The sequence below is a fragment of the Nonomuraea glycinis genome, from assembly GCF_035920485.1.
Classification (GTDB): Bacteria; Actinomycetota; Actinomycetes; order Streptosporangiales; family Streptosporangiaceae; genus Nonomuraea; species Nonomuraea glycinis.
The window spans coordinates 4,762,271-4,786,818 of record NZ_CP109166.1; the positions used below are offsets into that span (position 1 = coordinate 4,762,271).

Consider the following 24,548-nt stretch of genomic DNA (forward strand, 5'->3'; position numbering starts at 1 on the left):
GATGCGCGGGGCGGGGCTCAGTTGGGGCGTAGGGCGGACTTGAGGCGGCCGAGCAGGGTGCGTTCGCCGGTGTCCGCGGCGACGGCGAACGGCTCCGGGACCGTCGTGGCCGGCGCCTGTGGCGGCGCGGGCTTCGGCCAATAGCGGTCCGGGGGCACATGCCGTACACCATGGGTGGTGTCGATGATGTCGTCCAGGTCGTCGCCGGGGTCGGCGAGCAACCGCGCGCGGGCCAGTGCGGAGGTCCGCTCCAGGCGGGCGGTGCGGCCGTCGGGCAGGTCCACGATCAGCACGCCCGTCAGGTCCTTCTGCACCGTCTCGATCATGCGCTCCAGCGTCGCCCGGTGCAGCGGCACGTCCACCGGTCCCCGGTAGCGGAACGGCGTGGGGGCGGGCGTCGGCGCGGCCTCGTCGATGAGCCTGATCCGGTCGTCGTGCGTGTAGATCTCCCGCATCATCCGCAGGTCGAAGCTGGGGTCCTCCAGCACCGAGCGCCGCCCGTCGCGCAGCCGCGACCAGGGCGCGACCAGGGTCACGACCACGTCCTGCAGCTTGCCGTCGAGCGCCGCGGACACCGCCTGCCGGACCACCGACTCGGCGGTGCCGGCGATGTCCAGCACGATCTCGACGTACGGGACCAGCCAGCGGCGGCCCCGGTCCTTGCGCAGGTCGCGGCGGAGCGGGATGCGCTGCGCGAGGTGCGGCTCCACGGCCCGTACGGCGCGCTCCCGGTCCCGGTGCTGGGCCGGCAGCCCCAGGTGCACGGCCTGGGCCTCCAGCTCCGGTACGAACACCACGCCCTGCATGGCCAGCCGGTAGGCGAACTCGGTGTCGCCGCCGCGGGTCACGCCCGGGTCCAGGCCGCCGACGGCGTGGAAGATCTCTCTCGGCAGGGCGATGGTCGGCCCTGTGCACACGTGGTACGGATTGCGGCTCTTGCGTAGCCCGTCGGTCTTGGCGATCGTCGCCTCGGTGGAGCTGCTCGCGGCCTGCGCCAGGTCGAACACCTCGCCCAGGTGCCCGGCCCGGTGGACCTCGCCGGGGGTGAGCGGCGGCGCCTCGACGAACTTCTTCATGCCGATGGTGACCAGGTAGTCGGTCACGTGGTGCCAGCGGGCCATCGCCTCGATGTGCTCGCGGCAGGCCACCATGTCCGCGTCGAGCCGCTGGATGATCTCGCCGTCGGCGGCCTTCGCGCCGGAGTTGACGGCGTTGGAGATGCCCCAGCCGGTCTCCGGCCGGACCACCCGGGTGTTGTCCGGCCGCAGCTCCGGCAGGCGGATGGGCGGCTCGCTGCCGTCGTCCACGACCAGGACCTCCATGAGGTGGCCGGGGTAGGTCTGCGCGGCGAGCGCCGCCAGCGTCAGATCCAGATGCGGCCCGCCGTGCGCGGGGATGACCACGCTCACGGACAGGGTGGGCGACCAGGCGCCGAGCTCCGGCGGAACCAGAGCGGAATAGTCGTTCTGCGGCATAGCAGGACGCGTGTTCATCGTGTGACCCCCTGCCGCGAAACCCTAGCGAGAGATGCTGAGATTTTCCTGAATAATGACGTTCTTCCGGACGCTGTCCACGCACTGGACGCGGCACCGCGCCCACCCTGCCGACCCCGTAGACTCGGTGCCCAACAGCGCAGGTAGGGAGATATCAATGGGCAGGTCCTGGCGTGGCCTCATCGAGGAGTACCGCGATCGGCTGCCGGTCACTCCGCAGACGCCCGTCGTCACGCTGCTCGAAGGCGGCACCCCGCTGGTGCCCGCGCACCGCGTCTCCGCCATCACCGGGTGCGACGTCTTCCTCAAGGTCGAGGGCGCCAATCCGACGGGCAGCTTCAAAGACCGCGGCATGACCATGGCCATCAGCAAGGCCGTCGAGGAGGGCGCCAAGGCGGTCATCTGCGCCTCCACCGGCAACACCTCCGCCTCGGCCGCCGCCTACGCCGTGCGCGCCGGGCTCACCTGCGCCGTGCTGGTGCCCCGCGGCAAGATCGCGATGGGCAAGCTGGCCCAGGCCCTCGTCCATGGCGCCACGCTGCTGCAGGTCGAGGGCTCCTTCGACGACTGCCTGGAGATGACCCGCAAGCTCTCGTCGAACTACCCGATCGCGCTGGTCAACTCCGTCAACCCGTTCCGGCTGCAGGGCCAGAAGACCGCCGCCTTCGAGATCGTGGACACGCTTGGGGACGCGCCCGACATCCACTGCATCCCGGTGGGCAACGCCGGCAACATCTCCGCCTACTGGATGGGCTACCAGGAATACGCCACCGACGGCATCTCCGCCACGCGCCCCCGCATGTTCGGCTTCCAGGCCAGCGGCGCGGCCCCGATCGTCGACGGCGCGCCGGTCACGCACCCGCACACCATCGCCACCGCCATCCGCATCGGCAACCCCGCCTCCTGGCAGCTCGCCACCGCGGCCCGCGACGAGTCCGGCGGCGTCATCAAGGCCGTCACCGACCGGCAGATCGCCGCCGCCTACAAGCTGCTGGCCCAGGAGGAGGGTGTCTTCGTGGAGCTCGCCTCGGCGGCGAGCGTCGCCGGCCTGCTGCAGGCGCACGCCGACGGCCTCGTCGCCCCCGGGCAGCGGATCGTCTGCACGGTCACGGGCAACGGACTCAAGGACCCCGACTGGGCCATCTCCGGCGCTCCGGCTCCGGTCACGATCCCCATCGACGTGCACGCGGCCGCGGCCGCTCTCAGCCTCGCCTGACCGTGCGGGCGGATGTGCCGCCCTCGTGCCGGTGACCTCCTCCCGGGTACGGCTGCCGTACGCGATGGGTGGGTTTCCGTACGCCCATAGAGAAATTGATCGCGGCCTCACAGAGGAATGACGCGGACAATGGCGAGAAAGGCTCACGAATGACGACCGTTCACATCCGCGTGCCGGCGACGTCGGCCAATCTGGGGCCGGGGTACGACGCCCTGGGACTGGCGCTGAGCCTCTACGACGACATCGACGCCTCACTCGCCGACGGCGGCGGCGTGGAGGTCGTGGTGACCGGCGAGGGGGCCGGGGAGCTCGACACCGGTGAAGGGCACCTCGTCGTCAAGGCGATGCGCGCGGCCTTCGACCGGATGGGGACGCCGCAGCCGGACGGGATCCGGTTGCGGTGCCATAACAGGATTCCGCACGCCCGCGGCCTGGGCAGCTCGTCCGCGGCCATCTGCGCGGGGATCCTCGCGGCACGGGCGCTCTCGCGGAACGGCGACCTGACCGATGATGAGGTGTTCGCGCTGGCCGACGAGATGGAAGGGCACCCGGACAACGTCGCGCCCTGCCTGGCCGGCGGGCTGACGATCGCCTGGACGCAGCACAGCGGCGCACCACGTATGGTGAAACTGGTTCCCGATGCGAGCATCCGGCCTGTAGTGATCGTTCCGGCGACGCGGCTGGCCACAGAGACCGCCCGGGGCCTGTTGCCGAAGGATGTGCCCCACAAGGACGCCTCCTTCAATGCCGGCAGGGCCGCGTTGCTGATCGCCGCGCTGACCCAGCGGCCAGAGCGGGCGTTGCTGCTCGCAGCCACGGAGGACCGTCTCCATCAGGATTACCGCGCGCCTGCCATGCGCGAGAGCGCGGATCTGGTAGAACGTCTGCGTGCAGTGGGCGTGCCCGCGGTCGTTTCGGGAGCGGGTCCCACGATCCTCGCGTTTTCGACATCGGATTCGCAGGATTTGATCGCGCCAGAAGTGGGTAATGACTGGCACATCCAGCTAATGGACGTCGATCCAGTTGGCGCGAACGTTCAGGTTCCCGAGACACGCTGATACCTCTTTAGACCTTCAGGGAATAGCCGTGTGCGCTGGTGATGTTAGGCTGATAGCCGCACCAGATGCCCCCTTGTTGGGTGCGCGTGCTTGTCAGCCGTACATCGCTGCATCATGCTTCACGTCGCGAGGCGTGAGTAGCGCGGCTGTCTCCCCGGAATCCGTTGCCTCCGGTTGGCCCACACCCGGTAGGCCCAACGTGAGGCGGCGACGACGGGGATCCACGCGTTCGAATCACCTCGACATCCGGCTGGCGGCAGCAATCTTAGGGGTTGTCATCCACTCGTCACCGTCCTGTGGCGACCTGGACGAGCCCCTTGCCAAGAGTGGCGACCGTCCCCAGCGGCGGCCGAAGATCGCAAAAGTGCAGCCCGGTTCGGTCTGTCCCGCCGGATCGCAAGCACATCCGGGACGCCCGGCGAATGAATCCGGCGCCCGACCCCTGGGAAGGACCTTTTAGTTGAGCGACACCACCGAACTCCTCTCCGACGCACCAGGCACACCTGCTGCGACCGGCGACACCCCCACCCGTGCCGCGGCCAAGCCGCGTGCGCGTCGCTCCGGCACCGGCCTGTCCGCCAAGGTGCTGCCCGAGCTGCAGAAGATGGCCGCCGAACTGGGCATCAGCGGCACCGGGCGCATGCGGAAGAGCCAGCTCATCGCGGCCATCCAGGAGAAGCAGGGTGGCGGCATCGGGGACGCCGCGCCCGCTACGGCAACCGCGACCGAGGCGCCTGTCGCCGCCGACGCGGCTCCCGCCGCGGAGCGGCCCACCCGCACCCGTCGGGAACGTTCCCGCACCAAGACCGTGGAAGAGCCGGTCGCACAGGCCGCCGCCGAGCCGGTGGTCGCGGCCGCCGAGCCCGTCGTGGCCGCGGCCGAGCCGGTCGTCGAGCAGGCCCCTGCGGCCACTCAGACCACTCAGTCGGCCCAGTCCACCGAGACCCAGCAGGGCGACCCGCGTGGCGACCGTGGCGAGAGCCGCCGGGAGCGCCGTGGCCGTGGCGAGCGCCGTGAGCGCGGCGAGCGTGGCGGCAACGACCGCGCCGGCGACCGCGGCGAGGGTCGCGGCGAGAGCCGTGACAGCTCCCGTGACAGCTCCCGTGACGGCGGGCGCGACGTGCGTGACAGCCGGGACGGTCGTGACGGCGGTCGCGACGGTGGCCGTGACGGCGGTCGTGACGGCCGTGACGGCCGTACCGACCAGCGTGAGCGCGCCGCCGACTCCGGCGGTCGTGGCAGCGACCCGCGCGGTGGCGCGGGCGACGACGACGAGCGGGGCGGACGCGGGCGCCGCGGCCGGTTCCGGGAGCGCAACCGTGGCCGTGGCCGCGAGCGCTTCGACAGCACCGAGCCCGTGATCGGCGACGACGATGTGCTGATCCCGATCGCCGGCATCCTCGACATCCTCGACAACTACGCCTTCGTCAGGACGAGCGGCTACCTGCCGGGCAGCAACGACGTCTACGTCTCGCTCGCCCAGATCCGCCGCAACGGCCTGCGCAAGGGCGACGTCATCACCGGCGCCGTCCGCCAGCCGCGCGACGGCGAGCGGCGTGAGAAGTTCAACGCCCTGGTCCGCCTCGACACCGTCAACGGCATGGACCCGGAGCAGGCCCGCAACCGGCCGGACTTCAACAAGCTGACGCCGCTCTACCCGCAGGACCGCCTGCGCCTGGAGACCGAGCCGAACATCCTCACCACGCGGATCATCGACCTCGTCTCGCCCATCGGCAAGGGCCAGCGCGGTCTCATCGTCTCGCCGCCCAAGGCCGGTAAGACGATGGTGCTGCAGTCGATCGCCAACGCGATCACCCGCAACAACCCCGAGTGCCACCTCATGGTCGTGCTCGTGGACGAGCGGCCTGAAGAGGTCACCGACATGCAGCGCTCGGTCAAGGGCGAGGTCATCCACTCGACCTTCGACCGGCCGGCCGAGGACCACACCACCGTCGCCGAGCTCGCCATCGAGCGCGCCAAGCGCCTGGTGGAGCTGGGCCACGACGTGGTCGTGCTGCTCGACTCGATCACCCGTCTGGGCCGCGCCTACAACCTGGCCGCCCCGGCCTCCGGGCGCATCCTGTCCGGTGGTGTCGACTCCACGGCCCTCTACCCGCCCAAGCGCTTCTTCGGCGCCGCCCGCAACATCGAGAACGGCGGCTCGCTGACGATCCTCGCCACGGCCCTGGTCGAGACCGGGTCCAAGATGGACGAGGTCATCTTCGAGGAGTTCAAGGGCACCGGCAACATGGAGCTCAAGCTCAACCGCTCCCTGGCCGACAAGCGGATCTTCCCCGCGGTGGACGTCGACGCGTCCGGCACCCGTAAGGAAGAGATCCTCATGGCCAAGGACGAGCTCCAGATCGTCTGGAAGCTCCGCCGCGTGCTGCACGCCCTCGACATGCAGCAGGCTCTGGAGCTTCTTCTGGAGAAGATGAAGGAGACCTCCTCCAACGCGGAGTTCCTGCTTCAGGTCCAGAAGACCACCGTGAGCAACGACCGCGACTAGTGCGCGCGAGGTGAGGAAGCGGCGGGGTTCGCCCCGCCGCTTCTTCGCGTTCCGGGCCGTTCTACCGCACGTCCACCAGGCGCTGGGGGGACAGGGCCGCGCGGGTCGCCCGCGTGCCCGGCGACGTGACGCGGAAATAGCCGTCCGCGCCCGCCTTGAGGGATTTGGCGTACCTGCCGGACCGGTTCGTCCTGACGAAGGCGACGAGCTTGTACGTGCTGCCGCCCTTGGCCTTGAAGTGGATCTTCAGTTTTTTGTTCGCGTACGGCTTGGCACCCCGGTAGGCCCTGCCGTACACCTTGAAGTACGCGCCCTTCCTGACCTTCTTGGCCGCGCCGATCGTGACCCTGGCCCCGGCCTTCCCGGAGGCGCCCTGGGCGGCAGCCTTCACCGTGAAGGGCGACACCCCCTTGAGGACCTCGCCGCCGCGGGTGGCGTAGATCTCCAGCGTCCACGCGCCGGCGGTGCTGTCGTCCCCGAAGTAGGCGGTGCCGCGGTGGCGGCCGCCGGGCTCCAGAGCCAGGTTGCCGAGGTCGTAGTACTGACTGCCTTTGTCGCTGACGAGCTTGGCCGACACCATGCCGGAGCCCTCGATCGTGCTCTCCACCAGGACCTTTACGTCCTTGCCCCGGACCAGCGCGACGGGGTCGGGGGTGACGGAGGCGGAGGTGATGCGCTGCTTGCCGGCCACCTTGACGGTGAAGTCGTTGACCTGGGTGGTCTGGCGGACGACGTTGACCGTCAGTTTCCACCGGCCGGCCGGGTCGCGTTCGCCGATCGTCCACTTCCCGGTGATGACGGCGTCGCGCTCGAAGTCGAACGTGACCGGCCGGTCGGGCTTCCCCGGCGCCGCGATCACGCCGGTGACCCTCCTGACCGTCGCCGGGTCCCTGAGCTTGAGCGTCACGCTGGCTCCGGCCTCGCCCTGGACCGGCACGTACGCGCTGGCCGAGACATCCCCCATGAAGTCCGGCCCGGTGGTGCGCGCGTGCTGTGCGGCGTACGCGCTGGTGGTGGTGAGGCCTGCGCCTCCGAAAAGAACGGCGACCCCCGTGGCGGTCGCGAGCAGCGACCGCACCCTTCTCTTCATCAGATGAATGATCCTTTTAGTCGGAAAAAGTGATGTTTGGTGCGGCGGAGCCTAGTGTGACCGCCGCGACCGACGCCATAAAGACCGGGGGAATGGCTGGTGGCCCTGGGTGGTTGAACCATCTGGCACACTGGTAGCTGACCGAATTTCGCGGTACCGGCTCCCGCCCATGCGCATCTGACGCACCAGCTGGCGACCCGGCGACCGCACCCGAAAGGACAGCCATGAAGCGCGACATTCACCCCGACTATCACGTCACGCACGTCACCTGCACGTGCGGCGCCACCTTCACCACCCGCAGCACCGCCAAGAACGGCGCGATCCACGCCGACGTCTGCTCCGCCTGCCACCCGTTCTACACGGGCAAGCAGAAGATCCTGGACACCGGTGGCCGGGTGGCGCGCTTCGAGAAGCGCTTCGGCAAGAAGCCCTCGGGCAACTAGCTTCACCGACGCCGATCCGGCCGCACCCTCGCGTGCGCCGGGTCGGCGTTCTTGGTGAAACGGCCCCGCCCACACGCAAGACGAAGGATGCACGGTGAACCTCGACGAGTTGCTCAAGGAGTATTCCGAGCTGGAGTCGCAGCTCGCCGATCCCGCCGTGCACGCCGACCAGGGCAGGGCCCGCACGCTCGGCAAACGCTACGCCCAGCTCACCCCGGTCGTCGGCACCTACCGCGAGCTGGAGGCGACCCGCGACGACCTGTCCGCCGCCAAGGAGCTCGCCGGTGAGGACGAGGGGTTCGCCGAGGAGGCCGCCGAGCTGGAGAAGCGCGTCCCCCGGCTGGAGGAGCGGCTCAAGCATCTGCTGATCCCGCGTGATCCCAATGATGACAAGGACATCATCATGGAGATCAAGGCGGGCGAGGGCGGCGAGGAGTCCGCGCTGTTCGCGGGCGATCTGCTGCGCATGTATCTCCGCTACGCCGAGCGCATCGGCTGGAAGGCCGAGATCATCGACAGCCAGCCTTCCGACCTGGGCGGCTACAAGGACGTCGCGGTCGCCATCAAGGCCAAGGGCGACGACGGCGTGTGGTCCAGGCTCAAGTTCGAAGGCGGGGTGCACCGGGTGCAGCGCGTGCCCGTCACCGAGTCGCAGGGCCGCATCCACACCAGCGCCGCAGGGGTGTTCGTCTACCCCGAGGCGGAGGACGTCGAGGTCCAGATCGACCCCAACGAGCTGCGCATCGACGTCTACCGCTCCAGCGGCCCCGGCGGCCAGAGCGTCAACACCACCGACTCCGCGGTCCGCATCACCCACCTGCCCACCGGCACCGTGGTCTCCTGCCAGAACGAGAAGAGCCAGCTGCAGAACAAGGAGTCGGCGATGCGCATCCTGCGCGCCCGGCTGCTGGCCATCGCCCAGGAGCAGGCCGACGCCGCCGCGCAGGCCGAACGGAAGTCGCAGGTGCGCACCGTCGACCGTTCCGAACGCGTACGCACCTACAATTATCCCGAGAACCGAATTTCCGACCACCGGGTCGGCTTCAAGGCGTATAACCTCGACCAGGTTCTCGACGGTGAGCTCAATGCCGTCACCCAAGCCCTCATCGACGCCGAAATGGCGGAGAAGCTCGCACAACACTCATGACATTTCTGCTGGACGAGATCGCCCTCGCCACCGCGCGGCTGGCCGAGGCAGGTGTGCCGTCCCCGCGCACGGACGCGGAGGAGATCGCGGCGTTCGTCCACGGCGTGCGCAGGAGTGAGCTGCACACCGTCAAGGACGCCGACTTCGACGCGCTGTTCTGGGAAGGCGTCGCCAGGCGCGAGTCGCGTGAGCCGCTCCAGCACATCACCGGCCACGCCTACTTCCGCTACCTGGAGCTCGCGGTCGGCCCGGGCGTCTTCGTCCCCCGCCCCGAGACCGAGGTCATGACGGGCTGGGCCATCGAGACGCTGCGCGCCATGGACGTCACCGCGCCCATCGTCGTCGACCTGGGCACCGGCTCGGGCGCCATCGCGCTGTCCATCGCCCAGGAGGTCGCGCTCTCCGAGGTGCACGCCGTCGAGGTCGACCCCGACGCCTACAGCTGGGCCAAGCGCAACATCACCGAGCACGGCCAGGGCCGCACCCACCTGCACCCCGAAGACCTCGCCGAAGCCCTGCCCGAGCTCAACGGCAAGGTCGACCTGGTCATCTCCAACCCGCCCTACATCCCGCCCGGCGCGATCCCGCGCGACCCCGAGGTCCGCGACTACGACCCCGCCCGCGCCCTCTACGGCACCGGAGACGACGGCCTCGGCGAGGTGCGCGCGGTCGAGCGCACCGCCCGCCGGCTGCTGCGCGCCGGCGGCTGGGTGGTCGTCGAGCACGCCGACGAGCAGGGCAGGTCGGCTTACCTCACCTTCCCTGAGGACAACGGCTGGCGTGACGTACGACTCCGCCAGGATCTGACGCGCAGGGACCGCTTCGTCACCGCCAAGCTAGGCCAGGACTAGGATGCACGCCGTGGGAAGAAGCTTTGACTGCACCGACCTCGAACAGCGGGCCGAAGGCCTGGTCGAGGCTGCCGCGGCCGTCCGCCGCGGCGAGCTCGTCGTGCTGCCGACCGACACCGTCTACGGCATCGGCGCCGACGCCTTCACGCCCGCGGCGGTCACCGCGCTGCTCGAGGCCAAGGGGCGCGGCCGCGACATGCCGCCCCCCGTCCTCGTCGGCACGGTCCGGGCCGCCAGCGCGCTGGTGGAGGACCTCGGCCCCTACGGCCAGGACCTGATCGACGCCTTCTGGCCCGGGCCGCTCACGCTGGTCTGCAAGGCCAACCGGGCGCTGTCGTGGGACCTGGGCGACACCAAGGGCACCGTGGCGCTGCGCATGCCGCTGCACCCGGTCGCGCTCGACCTGCTCAAGGAGACGGGCCCGATGGCGGTCTCCAGCGCCAACCGCTCGGGCTCGGCCGCGGCCGTCACGGCCGCGGAGGCGCAGGAGCAGCTCGGCGACACCGTCGCCGTCTACCTCGACGGCGGCAAGACCACCGACAGCACCCCGTCCACCATCCTGGACCTGACGACGGCCGTTCCCCGTCTCCTCAGGAGCGGCGCGATCCCCGTCGGGAAGCTCCGCGGCATCATCGGGTACGTCGCCACCGACGAGTGACGTATACCGTCTGCTTATCCCGGCTGCGCGGGCGGCCGGGTCGACATTACGGTGAAGCCCGGAGCAGCGACGTCCGGGAGTGACCCATGGGCAAGTTCGACGGCATGGATCCCAAGCTGGTCCGCGACCTGCTGGGCGAGGCCAAGCGGGCGGCGGAGGAGCTGCGCAGGGTCGAAGGGCGCGTCGGCCAGATCATGACCGGCGCCGGCCTGGCGACCCAGACCACCCACCGCCCGGCACAGGTGGCGGACGCGGCGGACAAGATGGTCAAGGACGTCACGGCTCGCCTGGGGGTGCTGGAGAAGCGCGTCACCGACCGCGACGCCACCCGCCCGACCCCGGACGACCCCAAGCGAAACGACTACGATCCCCCTCCCACAGGCGACGGCAAACCCGACGGAAAGACCGGCGACGGTAAGCCTGATGGCAAGGTCGATGACGGTAAGCCGGACGGGAAGACCGGCGACGGTAAGCCTGATGGCAAGGTCGGCGACGGTAAGCCTGATGGGAAGACCGGTGATGGTAAGCCGGATGGCAGGGTCGACATCGGCACGCCGGACGACAAGGTCGGTGATGGTAAGCCGGACGGCAAGGTCGATGACGGGAAGACCGGCGACGGTAAGCCCGATGGCAAGGTCGATGACGGTAAGCCTGATGGGAAGACCGGTGATGGTAAGCCGGATGGCAGGGTCGACATCGGCACGCCGGACGACAAGGTCGGTGATGGTAAGCCGGACGGGAAGGTCGGCGACGGTAAGCCCGATGGCAAGGTCGGCGATGGTAAGCCCGACGGCAAGACCGACGACGGTAAGCCGGACGGGAACGTCTGTGATGACAATGTGCGGGATCGGGGAATCACCGACACTCCCGCGAAGGATCACCCGGATGACCGCGATCCGAGTAGGCCGCAGGTCGTTGAAGTAGACGGGGTCAAAGTGATCCAAGTGCCGATCGACCCCCCGACGGCCACTCAGCTGGACAGCCTGCTCAAGAATTTGGACAAAGTTCAGCCGATAGACATGCCGCAAGTGGATGGCAGGTCCGGCCAGGTGGACGGCTACCCGGATCGGCCCTCCGGCAACGATCAGTCCCCTCGAATCGATCAGCCCATCCGGAATGATCCGCCGACCGGTTCGGATCAGCCCGTACGGAATGATCCGCCGACCGGCACTGGCCAGCCCAACCGCATTGACCCGCCCACCGGCACGACGCCGCCGTCCGGTACGGATCAGCCGTCGGCCACGCAGCCACCTGCCTCCGATGGGTCGGACGGCTGTTCGGACAACGGCAGCGGTCGCGACAGCGGGACCTCACGCGACGCTCAGCCGCGCGACCAGGACGTACGCGACCCCAGGCAGGACGGCAATGTCGGACCGGACGGCAACCCCAGGCAGGACGGCTACGGCGGCCGGGACGACAACGCAAGACCGGACGGCAACGTCCGAGACGACAACGGCAGGCAGGACAACGGCAGGCAGGACAACGCCCGGCAGGACAACGCCCGGCAGGACAACGCCCGGCAGGACAACGCCCGGCAGGACAACGCCCGGCAGGACGGTGTAGGGCAGGTGCCGCGTAACGATGGGTCTGGGTTGGTGGTGCCTCCGACTCCGCCGCCGGACACCGCTACCAGCACTCCGCCATCGGCCACCGGCACCCAGCCGCCCGACACCGCCACCGGCACCCAGTCGCCGGACACCGCCACCGGCACCCGGCCGCCGGACAGCGGCACCCAGCCGGTGGGTACGCAGAGTCCGCCCACCTACGGCGGCACGGGCGCGAACGAGGTCCCCGGCGCCCCGGCGGCCGTGAGCGCCTGGGCGAACGACAGTGGTGACGTGGTGTCGGTGAACGTCGATCCGCTCACCGCGGATGCGATCCGCCTGATGATCGGGGACGCGCAGGGCGTCCAGAACGTGGAGATGCCAGGGGAGTGGCGAGAGGGAGTGTGGGTCCCTGTGGACATCGAGCCCGGTGGACCGCATGGGTCGGTCGATCCGGAGACACCGGAGAGGAGTGCCTGATGTACGTGGATCCGCCCGCGCCACGCCCGCGCCAGCCCGGGGAGAATCCGCCGTCGACGTCCGGCGGCGTGCTGGACAGTCAGCCAAGGGCCTGGGAGTTCAACCCCGAGTACCAGCGGCTCGTGACGGCCTGGCAGAGCGTCCTGCCGTTGCTGGAGAGCCTCACCTCGTCGCTGGACAAGGCCTACCAGCTGGCCAGAAGCCCGCAGACGTGGGACGCGCCGGTCGGCGCCCGCTACGTCGAGGACCTGCAGGAGTGGCGCACCCGGCTCAGCCAGTACCGCCAGGCCGTGCTCACGTCGATCAGCGACGAGGCGGCCGACACCCCGCGGTGGATCCCCAGCGCCATCGGAGCGCCACACGCGTTCTCCTGAACACCACCTGTCCCGACATCCTGGAAAAAACCGGACGCGTGCTCGTACAGTGGAGTCATGGGTGTCATACCCACCTACGGCCCCGACTTCGGCCAGCTCCAGCGACAGGACCCGGAGCTGGCGCGGATCCTGCTCGACGAGGTCGAGCGGGCCCGCGCCGGACTCCAGCTCATCGCGAGCGAGAACTTCACCTCGCCCGCCGTGCTGGCCGCCCTCGGATCGACGCTGAGTAACAAGTACGCCGAGGGCTACCCGGGCAAGCGTTACTACGGCGGCTGCGAGGTCGTGGACCGGGCCGAGCGGCTGGCCATCGAGCGGGCCCGCGCGTTGTTCGGCGCCGAGCACGCCAACGTCCAGCCGCACTCCGGCGCGTCGGCGAACCTGGCCGCGTACGCGGCGTTGCTGCAGCCCGGCGACACGATGCTGGCCATGGCGCTGCCGCACGGCGGGCATCTCACCCACGGTTCCAAGGTCAACTTCTCCGGCCGGTGGTTCGACGTGGCGGCCTACGGGGTGCGGCGCGACACCGAGCTGATCGACTACGACGAGGTCAGGGACCTGGCGCTGCGGCACCGGCCCAAGGTGATCGTCTGCGGCGCGACGGCCTATCCGCGCCTGATCGACTACGGGGTGCTGCGGGGGATCGCCGATGAGGTGGGCGCCTGGCTGCTGGCCGATGCGGCGCACCCGATCGGCCTGATGGCGGGCCGCGCCGTTCCGTCGGCGGTGCCGTACGCGGATGTCGTCACCTTCACCACGCACAAGTCGCTGCGCGGGCCGCGCGGCGGAGGCATCCTGTGCACGGCGGAGCTGGCCGCCAGGATCGACCGGGCGGTGTTCCCGTTCATCCAGGGCGGGCCCCTGATGCACGCAGTGGCGGCGAAGGCGGTGGCGTTCGGGGAGGCGCTGCGGCCGGAGTTCGCCGACTACGCGCGGCAGGTGGTGGCCAACGCGCAGGCCCTGTGCCAGTCGCTGGCCGCCGAAGGGATGCGGCCGGTCTCCGGCGGCACGGACACGCACCTGGCGCTGATCGACCTGCGCGATCTGGCCATCTCCGGCGCCGAGGCGGAGCGCCGGTGCGCGGCGGCGGGCATCACCCTCAACCGGAACGCGATTCCGTACGATCCGGAGCCGGCGGCCGTGACCTCGGGCATCCGTGTCGGCACGCCCTGTGTCACCACCCAGGGGCTGGGACCCCAGGAAATGGCGGAAATTGGCACATTGGTGGCCAGAGCCATCCGAAAGCCCGAAGCCGTGGAGGATGTGCAGGCAAGAGTGGCTGCGCTGCTGTCCATCCATCAGCCATATCTCAGCGAAGATTAAGCTGTTCTGAGTCGTTTTCCGGTCACAGGCGGCCGGAACATCCTGGAAACTAGGTCTGTGCGCGAATACATGTTCATGGCGCTCATCGCGGCCGCGGTGACTTATCTGCTCGTTCCGCTGGTGCGTCGCTTCGCCATCCGTATCGGTGCCGCGCCGGAGATCCGTGAACGTGACGTGCACACCACCCCGACCCCCCGGCTGGGCGGCCTGGCGATGTACGGCGGGCTCGTCGCGGGCCTGCTGGTGGCGGGTGAGCTGACCAACACCGGCGCGGCGCTCGCCGACTCCGAGGGCGACCCGGTGCTGGCGCTCATCGTGGCGGGCGGCGTCATCACGGTGACCGGCTTCCTGGACGACTGGTGGGGCATGGACCCCTTCATCAAGCTCGCCGGTCAGATCGCCGCCGCGGGGCTGCTGGTCTCTTTCGGGTTGCGGTTGACCTACATCCCGCTGCCGAAGGACTGGGGCGGTTCCACCAGCCTCGACTACACCCTGAGCACGATCATCACGATCCTCGTCGTGGTGGTGGCCATCAACGCGGTCAACTTCGTCGACGGGCTCGACGGCCTCGCCGCCGGGATCGTGTGCATCGCCGCCATGGCCACCTGGGCCTACTCGATCTTCCTCAAGCAGAGCATCACCGGTGACCGCATCACCACGACCGCGGCCATCGCCGCCGTCCTCATCGGCACCTGCCTGGGCTTCCTGCCGCACAACTTCCACCCGGCCAAGATCTTCATGGGTGACACGGGCGCGATGCTGATCGGGCTGGTGCTCGCCTCCTCGATCGTCACGGTGACGCCGGTCGACCCGTCGGTCATCGAGGGCATCAACAAGTTCGGCGTGCTGACCCCGCTCCTGGTGCCCGCCGCGGTGCTGGTGCTGCCGCTCATCGACCTGATCACCGCCGTGGTGCGGCGCACCTCTTACGGCATGTCGCCGTTCGCCCCGGACCGGGGCCATCTGCACCACCGGCTGATGGACATCGGGCACTCGCACCGGCAGTCGGTGCTGATCATGTACGCGTGGGCGTTCCTGTTCGCGTTCGGCATCGTGGCGATGTCCACGATCGGGGTGCCGGTGCTGCTGTTCCCGCCGATGATCCTGCTGGCCCTCGGCGTGCTGGTGATGATGGCCGCGCCGCGGTGGCGCCGCCGGGTCAGGGCGGCACGTGACCAGGCGGGCGACGATGACGGGCCGCCCACCGGTCCGATGCCGCCGATCGTGCCGGAGACCGAGATCAGGCGGCGGATGCCGCCGGAGTCCGGGCCGACGCAGGAGCGGGCGAGCGCCGAGCACAAACCGGTCATTCCTGCCTTTCCGAGTCGTCCTTGACAGGGACCTAGAAACGGCAGGTAAAAGCGGTCTTCCGTGCGCTTGTGATATCTTTCACGAGCAGGGGCCCCCGGATGCACAGGTCTAGGGGGTAGCAAACGCTCGCTTGACAACACGCTGATGGAGCACCGATGCAAGCCAACGACGTGCGCGTACTCAAGAGCGCCGCGATCCCGACCCTGGCGGTCGGAGTGGTTGCCGTGGTGGTGGCCCAGCTGACGGTCGGTGGCGCAGGAGCGCTGGGCGCGGTGATCGGCACCCTGCTCGTCGCCGTCTTCTTCAGCATCAGCGTGGTGGCGGTCTCCTACGCCGCCCGAGTGTCCCCTCAGATGATGGCCATCGCCGCGATGGTCAGCTACCTCGTCAAGGTCATCGTCATCATGGCGATGCTGGTCACGTTCGGTGACACCACGCTCTGGAACCCCCAGGTCTTCGCCTGGTCGGTGGTGGTGTGCACGATCGTCTGGACGGCCTTCGAAGTCCGGGCCTTCATCAAGACCAAGATGCTGTACGTCGACCCCGAAGCCACGGTCCCCGGTCAGGGCGACCGATGAGGCTTGCTGACAGGACGGGGTCCGATATGACTAGTCCTCTACTCGCCTGCTATCGTCAGGGCCGCGATGAGCGAACAAGAACGTCGACCGGAAACAGACGGTCGCGACTTCGCCGACGCCATGTGGTCGGTCCCCAGCTATCTTCTCGCCGGGATGGCGGTCTACGGCGGCATCGGGTGGTTGCTGGACCGGTGGCTGGACCTGTCCGCGTTCTTCCCCATAGGCATCGTCCTGGGGCTGGTGCTCGCCGGCTATGCGGTCTACCGGAGGCACGGTCGCTAGCCCGACGCAGCGACCGCTTCTCTGAGGAAACTCTTGTTGTGATCAACTACGACGTTGAAGGGAACGCCGCGTGAGTACGCTGACGGTCCTAGCACCACCGGGAGAGTTCGGGGCGCCCACGCCTGACGAGCTTTTCACGTTGCCCCCCATCATTCCCGGGGTCGACTGGTTCACCAAGCCGGTTCTGCTCGCCCTGTTCGCCTCGGTCCTCGTGATCGGCTTCTGCTGGGCGGCCTTCGCCAAGCCCAAGCTGGTGCCCAGAGGTGTGCAGAATGTCGCCGAATACGGCTACATGTTCGTGCGTGACCAGGTCGCCCGGCCCTTCCTCGGCAAGGATGCCGACCGGTGGATGGGGTTGTTGCTCACCCTGTTCTTCCTGGTGCTGGTCTGGAACCTCATGGGCGTCATCCCGGTGCTCCAGTTCCCGGTCGCCTCGCACATCGCCTTCCCGGCCGTGCTCGCGATCTCGATCTACGTGCTCAAGGTCTACCTGGGCGTCAAGCATCAGGGCCCGGTCGGCTACTTCAAGAACATGATGTTCCCCCCGGGACTGCCGAAGCCGATCTACCTGCTGCTGGCCCCGATCGAGTTCCTGTCGAACATGATCATCGCGCCGTTCACGCACGCCGTGCGACTGTTCGCGAACATGTTCGCCGGCCACATGCTGCTGGCGTTCTTCAGCATGGTGGGCTTCTGGTTCCTGTTCGAGGCGCTGACCCCGCTCGGCGCGCCCATCGGCGTGCTCGGTGTGATCATGACGATCGTGCTCACCGGCTTCGAGATGTTCATCCAGTTCCTGCAGGCATTCCTCTTCGCGATGCTGGCCGCGATGTACATCAACGGCGCGCTGCACGCGGATCACTGAGAACCACATACCGGAATATCCATGACCGGTGAGACTCCACTTCACCGGCCGTTCAGTAAAGGAAAACGAGCAATGAGCAGCCTGAACGTTCTCGCTGAGGTCTCCGGCAACGTAACCGCCATCGGTTACGGTCTCGCCGCCATCGGCCCCGGCATCGGCGTCGGCATCATCTTCGGTCAGGGCGTGCAGGCCATCGCGCGTCAGCCCGAGGCCTACGGCCTGATCCGTCAGAACATGCTCCTCGGCTTCGTCCTCACCGAGGCCCTCGCCCTGATCGGGCTGGTCGCGCCGTTCATCTTCGCGAACCTCTAAAGACCAGAAGAATTCCTGACGAAAGGCTGCATCCATGACTACGGCAGCTACGCTCCTCGCTGCGGCGGAGGAGGGTGCCAACCCTCTGATTCCGCACACCTATGAGCTCGTCGTCGGTATCTTCTCGTTCTTCGTCGTCCTCATCGTCGTCGGCAAGATTCTCGTCCCGCGTATCCAGAAGACGCTGTCCGAGCGCACCGACGCCATCGAAGGCGGCATCAAGAGGGCAGAGGAGGCCCAGGCGCAGGCGCAGGTCCTGCAGCGGCAGTACAGCGAGCAGCTCGAAGAGGCCCGCCGCGACGCGGCGCGCCTGCGCGAGGAAGCTCGTGAGCAGGCCGCGCAGATCAAGGCTGAGCTCCGCGAGGAGGCGCAGGCCGAGGCCCGTCGTCTCGTCGAGGCGGCGCACGCCCAGATCGAGGCGGACCGCCAGGCCGCCTTCGCCCAGCTCCGCAACGAGGTCGGTCGTCTGTCGACCGACCTCGCCAGCCGGATCGTGGGCGAGTCCCTTGAGGACGAGGCCAGGCAGCGCCGCACCGTCGACCGCTTCCTTGACGAGCTGGAGAGCTCAAACGCGCAGGCGGTGGGTTGATGCGGGGCTTGAGCAGGACCTCGCTGGCAGAGGTCGAGGAGCGCTTCAACGTGGTCGCCGGCAGCGCCGACCTCGGCACGCTCTCCGACGAGCTGTTCGCCGCCGCGGATCTGCTCGACCGGGAGCACGGCCTGCGCCGGGCCCTGTCCGACCAGGCCAGGCCCGCCGAGCAGAAGGCGCGCACCGTGCGCGCGCTGCTCGACGGCCGGGTCAGCGAGGCCGCGATCGCCACCGTCGAGGCCGCGGTCTCGGCCAGGTGGTCGCGCGCCGGTGACCTGGCCGACGTGCTGGAGCGTCTCGGCGTCATCGCCGCGGCGGCCGAGGCCGAGGGCCAGCGCAAGCTCGACGAGGTGGAGGACGAGCTCTTCCGCTTCGGCCGCATCCTGGCCGCCAACCCGCAGCTGCGAAGCGCACTCGCCGACGCGGGTGCCCCGGAGACGGACAAGCGGGACCTGCTGCGCGACCTGCTGGCGGAGAAGGTGGCACCGACCACCCTGCGCCTGATCACGCAGGTGGCGGTGCATCCGCGAGGACGTAACCTGGAAACAGGCCTGGAAGAGTTCGGCCGGCTCGTGTCGCAGCAGAGTCAGCGCCTGGTGGCGGTGGTTCGCAGCGCGGTCGAGCTGTCGGAGGCGCAGAGGCAGCGGCTCATCGCGTGGCTGCGTTCCTCTTACGGCCGCGACGTGCACCTGAATGTCGAGGTGGACAAACGAGTGCTCGGTGGGTTCTCGGTCCGCATCGGCGACGAAATCATCGACACCACCATTGTGGGACGAATCGAAGAAGTCCGCCGCCGGTTGGCCGGCTAGGCGAATAGGGAGACAGAGTAGAGATGGCGGAGCTTACGATCCGGCCGGACGAGATCCGGGACGCGCTTGAGCGCTTCGTCCAGGCGTACGAACCGGAAGGCGCCGCGCGCGAGGAGATCGGGACCGTCGTCGACGCCGGCGACGGCATTGCCCATGTCTCCGGCCTTCCCTCGGCGATGGCGAACGAGCTGCTCGAGTTCGAGAACGGCACGCGCGGCCTGGCACTTAACCTCGACACCCGTGAAATCGGTGCCGTGGTCCTGGGCGAGTTCAGCGGCATCGAGGAAGGTCAGACGGTCCGCCGGACGGGCGAGGTCCTGTCCGTGCCGGTCGGCGACAACTTCCTCGGCCGCGTGGTCGACCCCCTGGGCAACCCGCTCGACGGCAAGGGCGCGATCGAGTCCGAGGGCCTTCGCGCCCTTGAGCTCCAGGCGCCCTCGGTCGTCCAGCGTCAGCCGGTGAAGCAGCCGCTGCAGACCGGCATCAAGGCGATCGACGCCATGACGCCGATCGGCCGTGGCCAGCGCCAGCTGATCATCGGTGACCGTGGCACCGGCAAGACCGCGATCGCCGTGGACACCATCCTCAACCAGCGCGAGAACTGGGCCTCGGGTGACCCCGAGAAGCAGGTGCGCTGCGTTTACGTGGCCGTCGGCCAGAAGGGTTCGACGATCGCGCAGGTGCGCTCCCGCCTCGAAGAGGCCGGCGCACTCGAATACACCACGATCGTCGCCGCCCCGGCGTCCGACCCGGCCGGCTACAAGTACATCGCCCCCTACACCGGCTCGGCCATCGGCCAGCACTGGATGTACCAGGGCAAGCACGTTCTGATCATTTTCGACGACCTCACCAAGCAGGCCGACGCCTACCGCGCCGTCTCGCTGCTGCTTCGCCGCCCGCCGGGCCGCGAGGCGTTCCCCGGTGACGTCTTCTACCTCCACTCCCGGCTGCTGGAGCGCTGCGCCAAGCTCTCCGACGACCTGGGCGGCGGCTCGATGACCGGTCTGCCGATCATCGAGACGAAGGGCAACGACGTCTCGGCGTTCATCCCGACCAACGTCATCTCCATCACCGACGGCCAGTGCTTCCTGGAGACCGACTACTTCAACGCCGGCATCCGGCCTGCGATCAACGTCGGTATCTCGGTCTCCCGAGTCGGCGGCTCCGCGCAGTCCAAGGCGATGCGGAAGGTCGCGGGCACGCTGCGGCTGTCGCTGTCGCAGTATCGCGACCTGGAGGCCTTCGCGGCCTTCGCGTCCGACCTGGACGCGGCCTCCCGCGCCCAGCTCGACCGCGGCCAGCGCCTGACCGAGCTGCTCATCCAGCCCCAGTACTCCCCGTTCCCGACCGAGCACCAAGTCGTGTCGGTCTGGGCGGGCACCACGGGCGAGCTCGACGAGGTTCCGGTGGAGGACATCCGGCGCTTCGAGAGTGAGTTCCTGGAGTTCATCCAGAGCTCGCACAAGGGCATCTTCGACGGCATCCGCGAGAGCGGGCAGCTGGGCGACGACACGGTGACCGTGCTCAAGGACGCCATCACGGAGTTCAAGAAGGGCTTCACCACCTCCTCCGGCGAACTGCTGGTGAAGGACGAGCCTGTGGCTCCTCTGGCGGCCGAAGAGGTCGGCCAGGAGAAGATCCGCAAGGTCGTTCGCTCGGCGGAGAAGAAGTAGCCGATGGGTGCCCAGCTAAGGCTGCTGCGGCGGCGGATCAAGTCGGTCAAGTCGACCGCCAAGATCACGCGCGCCCAGGAGCTCATCGCCTCTTCGCGGATCGTGAAGGCGCAGATGCGGATGCAGGCGGCGTTGCCGTACGAGCGTGAGATCATTCGCGCCGTCACGGGCGTCGTCAGCAACGCCGCGAGCGTCGATCATCCGCTGACCGTGGCGAAGGACAACCCCGCCAAGGCGGGCGTCCTCATCGTCACCAGCGACAGCGGCTTCTGCGGTGGCTTCAACGCCAACGTGCTGCGCGAGGCCGAGGCCCTGCGCGGGCTGCTGGCGGGCCGCGGCATGGACGTGGTGCCGTTCGTCACCGGCCGGAAGGGTGTCACCTGGCACAGCTTCCGCAGCCGGGAGATGGGCGGCCAGTGGGTCGGCTTCTCCAGGGCTCCGGCCTACAAGGACGCCAAGGAGATCGCCGAGACGCTGATCGAGTCCTTCAAGGACGAGAACGGCATCGACGAGATCCACATCGTCTCGACCGAGTTCGTCTCGATGCTCACGCAGAATGTCGTGGTCAAGCGCATTCTGCCGCTGGAGGTCGAGGAGACCGAGGCGACCGAGACCGAGACGATCCCTCCGTACTTCGAGTTCGAGCCGACCGCAGCCGATGTGCTGGAGTCGCTGCTGCCGCGCTACGTGGAGTCCCGCATCTTCACGGCGCTGCTGGAGTCCGCGGCTTCGGAGGAGGCGGCGCGCCGCCGGGCGATGAAGTCCGCCACGGACAACGCCAACGAGCTGATCCGCGTGTTCACCATGCAGATGAACCAGGCTCGCCAGGCAGAGATCACCCAGGAAATCAGCGAGATCGTCGGTGGCGCCAACGCGCTCGCTGACGCCGCAGCGGGGAAAGAGTGAAATGACTGCAGAGGCTGTTGAGACTGTTGAGACCCCCGCGGCCGGTGTCGGCCGCGTGGCTCGCGTCACAGGGCCCGTCATCGACGTGGAGTTCCCCGTCGAGGCGATGCCCGAGATCTACAACGCGCTGACCCTCGAGGTGACCCTCGGCGGCGAGGCCAAGACCCTGACCGCGGAGGTGGCCCAGCACCTGGGTGACAACCTCGTCAGGGCCATCTCCATGCAGCCCACCGACGGTGTCGTCCGTGGGATGGCCGTCGTCGACACGGGGGCGCCGATCTCGGTGCCCGTCGGCGACGTCGTCAAGGGCCACGTGTGGAACACGCTCGGCGAGTCGCTGGACGTGCCGACCGCTTCGCTCAAGATCACCGAGAAGTGGGGCATCCACCGGCCGTCGCCGCCGTTCGACCAGCTCGAGTCGCGCACCGAGATGCTCGTCACGGGCATCAAGGTCATCGACCTGCTCACCCCGTACGTGCTGGGTGGCAAGATCGGCCTGTTCGGCGGCGCGGGTGTGGGCAAGACCGTCCTCATCCAGGAGATGATCCGCCGGGTCGCCCGCAACTTCGGTGGCACCTCGGTGTTCGCCGGGGTGGGCGAGCGCACCCGTGAGGGCAACGACCTTTGGCTGGAGATGGAGGAGGCGGACGTCCTCAAGGACACCGCGCTCGTCTTCGGCCAGATGGACGAGCCCCCGGGCACCCGTCTGCGGGTCGCGCTGTCGGCTCTGACGATGGCGGAATACTTCCGCGACGTGCAGAAGCAGGACGTGCTGCTCTTCATCGACAACATCTTCCGCTTCACGCAGGCCGGTTCGGAGGTCTCCACGCTGCTGGGCCGCATGCCCTCGGCCGTGGGTTACCAGCCGACGCTGGCCGACGAGATGGGTGTTCTCCAGGAGCGCATCACCTCGACGCGTGGTCACTCGATCACCTCCATGCAGGCGATCTACGTGCCCGCCGACGACATCACCGACCCGGCTCCGCACAACGCGTTCGCGCACCTCGACGCGCAGACCGTGCTCTCGCGGCCGGTCTCGGAGAAGGGCATCTACCCCGCGGTGGACCCGCTCGACTCCTCCTCCCGGATCCTCGACCCGACGATCGTCGGCGAGGAGCACTACCGGGTGGCCCAGGAGACCAAGCGGATCCTGCAGAAGTACCGCGAGCTCCAGGACATCATCGCGATCCTCGGTATCGACGAGCTGTCCGAAGAGGACAAGGTCACGGTGCAGCGGGCCCGTCGCATCGAGCGGTTCCTGTCGCACCCGATGTACGCCGCCGAGGCGTTCACCGGTCAGCCGGGCGAGAACGTGCCGCTGGACGAGACCATCGCCTCCTTCAAGGGCCTCTGCGCGGGTGAGTACGACCACCTGCCCGAGCAGGCGTTCTTCATGGTCGGTGGCATCGAGCAGGCCGTGGCCAAGGCCAAGGAACTCGAGCGCCGCTAAGTCGCCCCACACGGTGGTGGCACGGTTCGCAGCCGGGCCACCACCTGATCGGAAAGGAACCTACACAAGTGGCGAAGCTACGCGTAGGGGTTGTCTCACCCGAGCGTGAGATCTGGTCGGGCGAGGCCGACATGGTGATTGCCAAGACCGTGGACGGCGAGATCGGTATTATGCCGCAACACGCACCTGTGCTCGGTGTGCTCGTTGAGGGCGGCGTGCTGCGTGTGAAGCGGGAGGGCGAGGGTGACCTCGTCGCCGCGGTGCACGGCGGTTTCATCTCCGTGGCCGAGAACGAGGTGTCGGTGCTGGCCGAGGTGGCCGAGCTCGGTTCCGAGGTCGACGTCGCGGCTGCTCGTGACGCTCTCGACCGGGCTCAGGCCTCGATCGAGGCCAACCAGGAGGACGCGGACGCGTTCATCGAGGCCAAGCGGGCGAGGGCCCGGCTGCGTGCGGCGGGCGAAGAGGTCTGATCATCGCGAGTCTAGGGGGCGGCATGGTAGCGACGATAGTGATATGTGTGCTGCTTGCCGCCGCCCTGCTGGTCGCGCGCCATCTCCTGCTGGCCCGTCGTGGCAGCGTCCCCTGTCGCATCCGGGTGGGTGACGGCGCCTGGCGCAGTGGCGTAGCCCGCTACGCCGACGGGGAGCTTCACTGGATCCCGCTTCTGGGAGTGCGACTTCGGCCGCGCCACGCTATCGCGAGGCGCGGCCTTGTCGTTTCCCGGCGTCGTGAGCTCGACGGTGGACTGGTCGCGATCGACTGCTCGGGCTCGACGCGCGATCTGTCGCTGGCGATGAGCGACGACGCGCTGACCGGCTTCCTCGCCTGGCTGGAGTCAGCTCCCCCCAGCGCCTATCTGGACGTCGCCTAGCGCCGTCTGGGCATCACCCAGCGCCTATCTGGAGGTTGCCGGCGTCGCCTGGTGCCTATCTGGTCCCGCCCGGCTTCCACAGGATCTCGCTGCCGGCGTGCGCGACCCGGCACAGGATGAACAGCAGGTCTGACAGGCGGTTGAGGTATCTCGCCGTCAGCGGGTTCATGTCCTCGTGCGTCTGCAGCGCGGCCCAGGTGGTCCGCTCGGCCCGGCGGACGGTCACCCTGGCCAGATGGAGGGCCGCGGTGGCGGGGTCGCCGCCCGGCAGGATGAAGCTGCGCAGCGGCTTCAAGTCCTCGTTGAAGCGGTCGCACTGCTCTTCGAGCCAGTCGACGTAGGACTGCTCGACCCGCAGCGGCGGGAACTCCGGGTTCTCGGCGATCGGGGTGGCGAGGTCGGCGCCCAGGTCGAAGAGCTCGTTCTGGACCCGTACGAGAACCGCCACGAGGTCGGCGGACAGGGTGCCGTGTGACATCGCGAGGCCCAGGTGGGCATTGGCCTCCTCTACGTCCGCGTACGCCGCCAGCCGGGAATCGGTCTTCGACGTGCGGCTCAGGTCGCTCAGCGTCGTCGTGCCGTCGTCGCCCGTACGGGTGTAGATCCGGGAGAGAACGACAGGCTTGTCCTTGTCTGCGCGCGTCATGAGTTCAGCGTAATGACAAATGTCATCCAGAACGGACGCGCAGCGCATCCCCGGCTGCTGATTTCCGCGA

25 protein-coding genes are annotated in these 24,548 nt (G+C 68.6%); 22 read left to right on the top strand and 3 right to left on the bottom strand.

Going from position 1 to position 24,548, the window contains the following annotated elements:
* Positions 1-17 precede the first annotated feature (17 nt).
* Complete coding sequence (locus OHA68_RS22485) at positions 18-1,493, bottom strand: glycosyltransferase (RefSeq protein WP_327109397.1); 1,476 nt, start codon at positions 1,491-1,493, stop codon at positions 18-20.
* 157 nt (positions 1,494-1,650) lie between these two features.
* Between OHA68_RS22485 and thrC the strand changes: the two genes are divergently transcribed.
* The 3 genes from thrC to rho all read left to right on the top strand — a co-directional run bounded on the left by thrC (position 1,651) and on the right by rho (position 6,276).
* Positions 1,651-2,709: a threonine synthase gene (thrC, locus tag OHA68_RS22490; RefSeq protein WP_189138457.1), complete on the top strand. Its 1,059-nt coding sequence runs from the start codon at positions 1,651-1,653 to the stop codon at positions 2,707-2,709.
* A gap of 149 nt (positions 2,710-2,858) precedes the next feature.
* Positions 2,859-3,767, top strand: coding sequence for a homoserine kinase (gene thrB / locus OHA68_RS22495; protein ID WP_189138456.1), 909 nt, complete (start codon positions 2,859-2,861; stop codon positions 3,765-3,767).
* Between the two features lie 460 nt (positions 3,768-4,227).
* Positions 4,228-6,276: a transcription termination factor Rho gene (rho, locus tag OHA68_RS22500; RefSeq protein ID WP_327109398.1), complete on the top strand. Its 2,049-nt coding sequence runs from the start codon at positions 4,228-4,230 to the stop codon at positions 6,274-6,276.
* A 61-nt stretch (positions 6,277-6,337) separates the two neighbouring features.
* Here rho and OHA68_RS22505 read toward each other — a convergent pair whose 3' ends face one another.
* Positions 6,338-7,366: a hypothetical protein gene (locus OHA68_RS22505; protein WP_327109399.1), complete on the bottom strand. Its 1,029-nt coding sequence runs from the start codon at positions 7,364-7,366 to the stop codon at positions 6,338-6,340.
* Between the two features lie 224 nt (positions 7,367-7,590).
* Between OHA68_RS22505 and rpmE the strand changes: the two genes are divergently transcribed.
* From rpmE to OHA68_RS22600, 19 genes are all read left to right on the top strand, one after another.
* Positions 7,591-7,809 carry a 50S ribosomal protein L31 gene (gene rpmE, locus OHA68_RS22510; protein WP_189138453.1) on the top strand — a complete coding sequence of 73 codons (219 nt, stop codon included), beginning with the start codon at positions 7,591-7,593 and terminating at the stop codon, positions 7,807-7,809.
* Positions 7,810-7,903: 94 nt separating this feature from the next.
* Positions 7,904-8,956 (top strand): peptide chain release factor 1, encoded by a 1,053-nt coding sequence (prfA, locus tag OHA68_RS22515; RefSeq protein WP_327109400.1) that lies wholly within the window; start codon positions 7,904-7,906, stop codon positions 8,954-8,956.
* Positions 8,953-9,807 (top strand): peptide chain release factor N(5)-glutamine methyltransferase, encoded by an 855-nt coding sequence (prmC, locus tag OHA68_RS22520; RefSeq protein WP_189138451.1) that lies wholly within the window; start codon positions 8,953-8,955, stop codon positions 9,805-9,807. The genes prfA and prmC overlap by 4 nt, the downstream gene beginning before the upstream one ends.
* 1 nt (position 9,808) lies before the next feature.
* On the top strand, positions 9,809-10,465 hold the full coding sequence (locus tag OHA68_RS22525) for an L-threonylcarbamoyladenylate synthase (RefSeq protein WP_327109401.1): 657 nt from the start codon (positions 9,809-9,811) through the stop codon (positions 10,463-10,465).
* Positions 10,466-10,551: 86 nt separating this feature from the next.
* The gene (locus OHA68_RS22530) at positions 10,552-12,489 is read left to right on the top strand and encodes a hypothetical protein (RefSeq protein WP_327109402.1); all 1,938 of its coding nucleotides are present in this window, start codon (positions 10,552-10,554) and stop codon (positions 12,487-12,489) included.
* Complete coding sequence (locus OHA68_RS22535) at positions 12,489-12,863, top strand: hypothetical protein (protein WP_189138448.1); 375 nt, start codon at positions 12,489-12,491, stop codon at positions 12,861-12,863. The genes OHA68_RS22530 and OHA68_RS22535 overlap by 1 nt, the downstream gene beginning before the upstream one ends.
* A 57-nt stretch (positions 12,864-12,920) precedes the next feature.
* Positions 12,921-14,186, top strand: coding sequence for a serine hydroxymethyltransferase (locus OHA68_RS22540; RefSeq protein WP_327109403.1), 1,266 nt, complete (start codon positions 12,921-12,923; stop codon positions 14,184-14,186).
* A gap of 57 nt (positions 14,187-14,243) precedes the next feature.
* A complete protein-coding gene (locus OHA68_RS22545; protein ID WP_327109404.1) occupies positions 14,244-15,521 on the top strand; it encodes a glycosyltransferase family 4 protein in 1,278 nt (425 codons plus the stop codon).
* Between the two features lie 131 nt (positions 15,522-15,652).
* Positions 15,653-16,075: a hypothetical protein gene (locus OHA68_RS22550; RefSeq protein ID WP_327109405.1), complete on the top strand. Its 423-nt coding sequence runs from the start codon at positions 15,653-15,655 to the stop codon at positions 16,073-16,075.
* Positions 16,076-16,141: 66 nt separating this feature from the next.
* A complete protein-coding gene (locus OHA68_RS22555) occupies positions 16,142-16,357 on the top strand; it encodes an AtpZ/AtpI family protein (RefSeq protein WP_187281350.1) in 216 nt (71 codons plus the stop codon).
* A gap of 70 nt (positions 16,358-16,427) precedes the next feature.
* A complete protein-coding gene (atpB, locus tag OHA68_RS22560) occupies positions 16,428-17,222 on the top strand; it encodes a F0F1 ATP synthase subunit A (protein WP_327109406.1) in 795 nt (264 codons plus the stop codon).
* A gap of 72 nt (positions 17,223-17,294) precedes the next feature.
* Entirely contained in the window at positions 17,295-17,534 is a 240-nt protein-coding gene (atpE, locus tag OHA68_RS22565) for an ATP synthase F0 subunit C (RefSeq protein WP_327109543.1), read from the top strand.
* Positions 17,535-17,568: 34 nt separating this feature from the next.
* Positions 17,569-18,123: a F0F1 ATP synthase subunit B gene (locus OHA68_RS22570; protein WP_327109407.1), complete on the top strand. Its 555-nt coding sequence runs from the start codon at positions 17,569-17,571 to the stop codon at positions 18,121-18,123.
* The gene (locus OHA68_RS22575; RefSeq protein ID WP_327109408.1) at positions 18,123-18,932 is read left to right on the top strand and encodes a F0F1 ATP synthase subunit delta; all 810 of its coding nucleotides are present in this window, start codon (positions 18,123-18,125) and stop codon (positions 18,930-18,932) included. Before OHA68_RS22570 ends, OHA68_RS22575 begins: the two co-directional genes overlap by 1 nt.
* Before the next feature lie 23 nt (positions 18,933-18,955).
* Positions 18,956-20,605 (top strand): F0F1 ATP synthase subunit alpha, encoded by a 1,650-nt coding sequence (gene atpA / locus OHA68_RS22580; RefSeq protein ID WP_189138439.1) that lies wholly within the window; start codon positions 18,956-18,958, stop codon positions 20,603-20,605.
* A 3-nt stretch (positions 20,606-20,608) separates the two neighbouring features.
* The gene (locus OHA68_RS22585; protein WP_189138438.1) at positions 20,609-21,511 is read left to right on the top strand and encodes a F0F1 ATP synthase subunit gamma; all 903 of its coding nucleotides are present in this window, start codon (positions 20,609-20,611) and stop codon (positions 21,509-21,511) included.
* A gap of 1 nt (position 21,512) precedes the next feature.
* Entirely contained in the window at positions 21,513-22,961 is a 1,449-nt protein-coding gene (gene atpD, locus OHA68_RS22590; protein WP_327109409.1) for a F0F1 ATP synthase subunit beta, read from the top strand.
* Positions 22,962-23,029: 68 nt separating this feature from the next.
* Positions 23,030-23,431, top strand: a complete 402-nt coding sequence (locus tag OHA68_RS22595; protein ID WP_327109410.1) for a F0F1 ATP synthase subunit epsilon — start codon at positions 23,030-23,032, stop codon at positions 23,429-23,431.
* Positions 23,432-23,478: 47 nt separating this feature from the next.
* Positions 23,479-23,832 (top strand): DUF2550 family protein, encoded by a 354-nt coding sequence (locus tag OHA68_RS22600; RefSeq protein ID WP_327109411.1) that lies wholly within the window; start codon positions 23,479-23,481, stop codon positions 23,830-23,832.
* Between the two features lie 55 nt (positions 23,833-23,887).
* On the opposite strand, the gene OHA68_RS22605 is transcribed toward OHA68_RS22600, so the two are convergent.
* Entirely contained in the window at positions 23,888-24,478 is a 591-nt protein-coding gene (locus OHA68_RS22605; protein WP_189138434.1) for a cob(I)yrinic acid a,c-diamide adenosyltransferase, read from the bottom strand.
* Between the last annotated feature and the right edge of the window lie 70 nt (positions 24,479-24,548).

Excerpts from the sequence above, each read along its gene's own strand:
- OHA68_RS22485 (WP_327109397.1), bottom strand. The coding sequence starts at position 1,493 with ATGAACACGCGTCCTGCTATGCCGCAGAACGACTATTCCGCTCTGGTT.
- thrC (WP_189138457.1), top strand. The coding sequence starts at position 1,651 with ATGGGCAGGTCCTGGCGTGGCCTCATCGAGGAGTACCGCGATCGGCTG.
- thrB (WP_189138456.1), top strand. The coding sequence starts at position 2,859 with ATGACGACCGTTCACATCCGCGTGCCGGCGACGTCGGCCAATCTGGGG.
- OHA68_RS22505 (WP_327109399.1), bottom strand. The coding sequence starts at position 7,366 with ATGAAGAGAAGGGTGCGGTCGCTGCTCGCGACCGCCACGGGGGTCGCC.
- rpmE (WP_189138453.1), top strand. The coding sequence starts at position 7,591 with ATGAAGCGCGACATTCACCCCGACTATCACGTCACGCACGTCACCTGC.
- prmC (WP_189138451.1), top strand. The coding sequence starts at position 8,953 with ATGACATTTCTGCTGGACGAGATCGCCCTCGCCACCGCGCGGCTGGCC.
- OHA68_RS22525 (WP_327109401.1), top strand. The coding sequence starts at position 9,809 with ATGCACGCCGTGGGAAGAAGCTTTGACTGCACCGACCTCGAACAGCGG.
- OHA68_RS22530 (WP_327109402.1), top strand. The coding sequence starts at position 10,552 with ATGGGCAAGTTCGACGGCATGGATCCCAAGCTGGTCCGCGACCTGCTG.
- OHA68_RS22535 (WP_189138448.1), top strand. The coding sequence starts at position 12,489 with ATGTACGTGGATCCGCCCGCGCCACGCCCGCGCCAGCCCGGGGAGAAT.
- OHA68_RS22540 (WP_327109403.1), top strand. The coding sequence starts at position 12,921 with ATGGGTGTCATACCCACCTACGGCCCCGACTTCGGCCAGCTCCAGCGA.
- OHA68_RS22550 (WP_327109405.1), top strand. The coding sequence starts at position 15,653 with ATGCAAGCCAACGACGTGCGCGTACTCAAGAGCGCCGCGATCCCGACC.
- OHA68_RS22555 (WP_187281350.1), top strand. The coding sequence starts at position 16,142 with ATGAGCGAACAAGAACGTCGACCGGAAACAGACGGTCGCGACTTCGCC.
- atpE (WP_327109543.1), top strand. The coding sequence starts at position 17,295 with ATGAGCAGCCTGAACGTTCTCGCTGAGGTCTCCGGCAACGTAACCGCC.
- OHA68_RS22570 (WP_327109407.1), top strand. The coding sequence starts at position 17,569 with ATGACTACGGCAGCTACGCTCCTCGCTGCGGCGGAGGAGGGTGCCAAC.
- OHA68_RS22575 (WP_327109408.1), top strand. The coding sequence starts at position 18,123 with ATGCGGGGCTTGAGCAGGACCTCGCTGGCAGAGGTCGAGGAGCGCTTC.
- atpA (WP_189138439.1), top strand. The coding sequence starts at position 18,956 with ATGGCGGAGCTTACGATCCGGCCGGACGAGATCCGGGACGCGCTTGAG.
- OHA68_RS22585 (WP_189138438.1), top strand. The coding sequence starts at position 20,609 with ATGGGTGCCCAGCTAAGGCTGCTGCGGCGGCGGATCAAGTCGGTCAAG.
- atpD (WP_327109409.1), top strand. The coding sequence starts at position 21,513 with ATGACTGCAGAGGCTGTTGAGACTGTTGAGACCCCCGCGGCCGGTGTC.
- OHA68_RS22605 (WP_189138434.1), bottom strand. The coding sequence starts at position 24,478 with ATGACGCGCGCAGACAAGGACAAGCCTGTCGTTCTCTCCCGGATCTAC.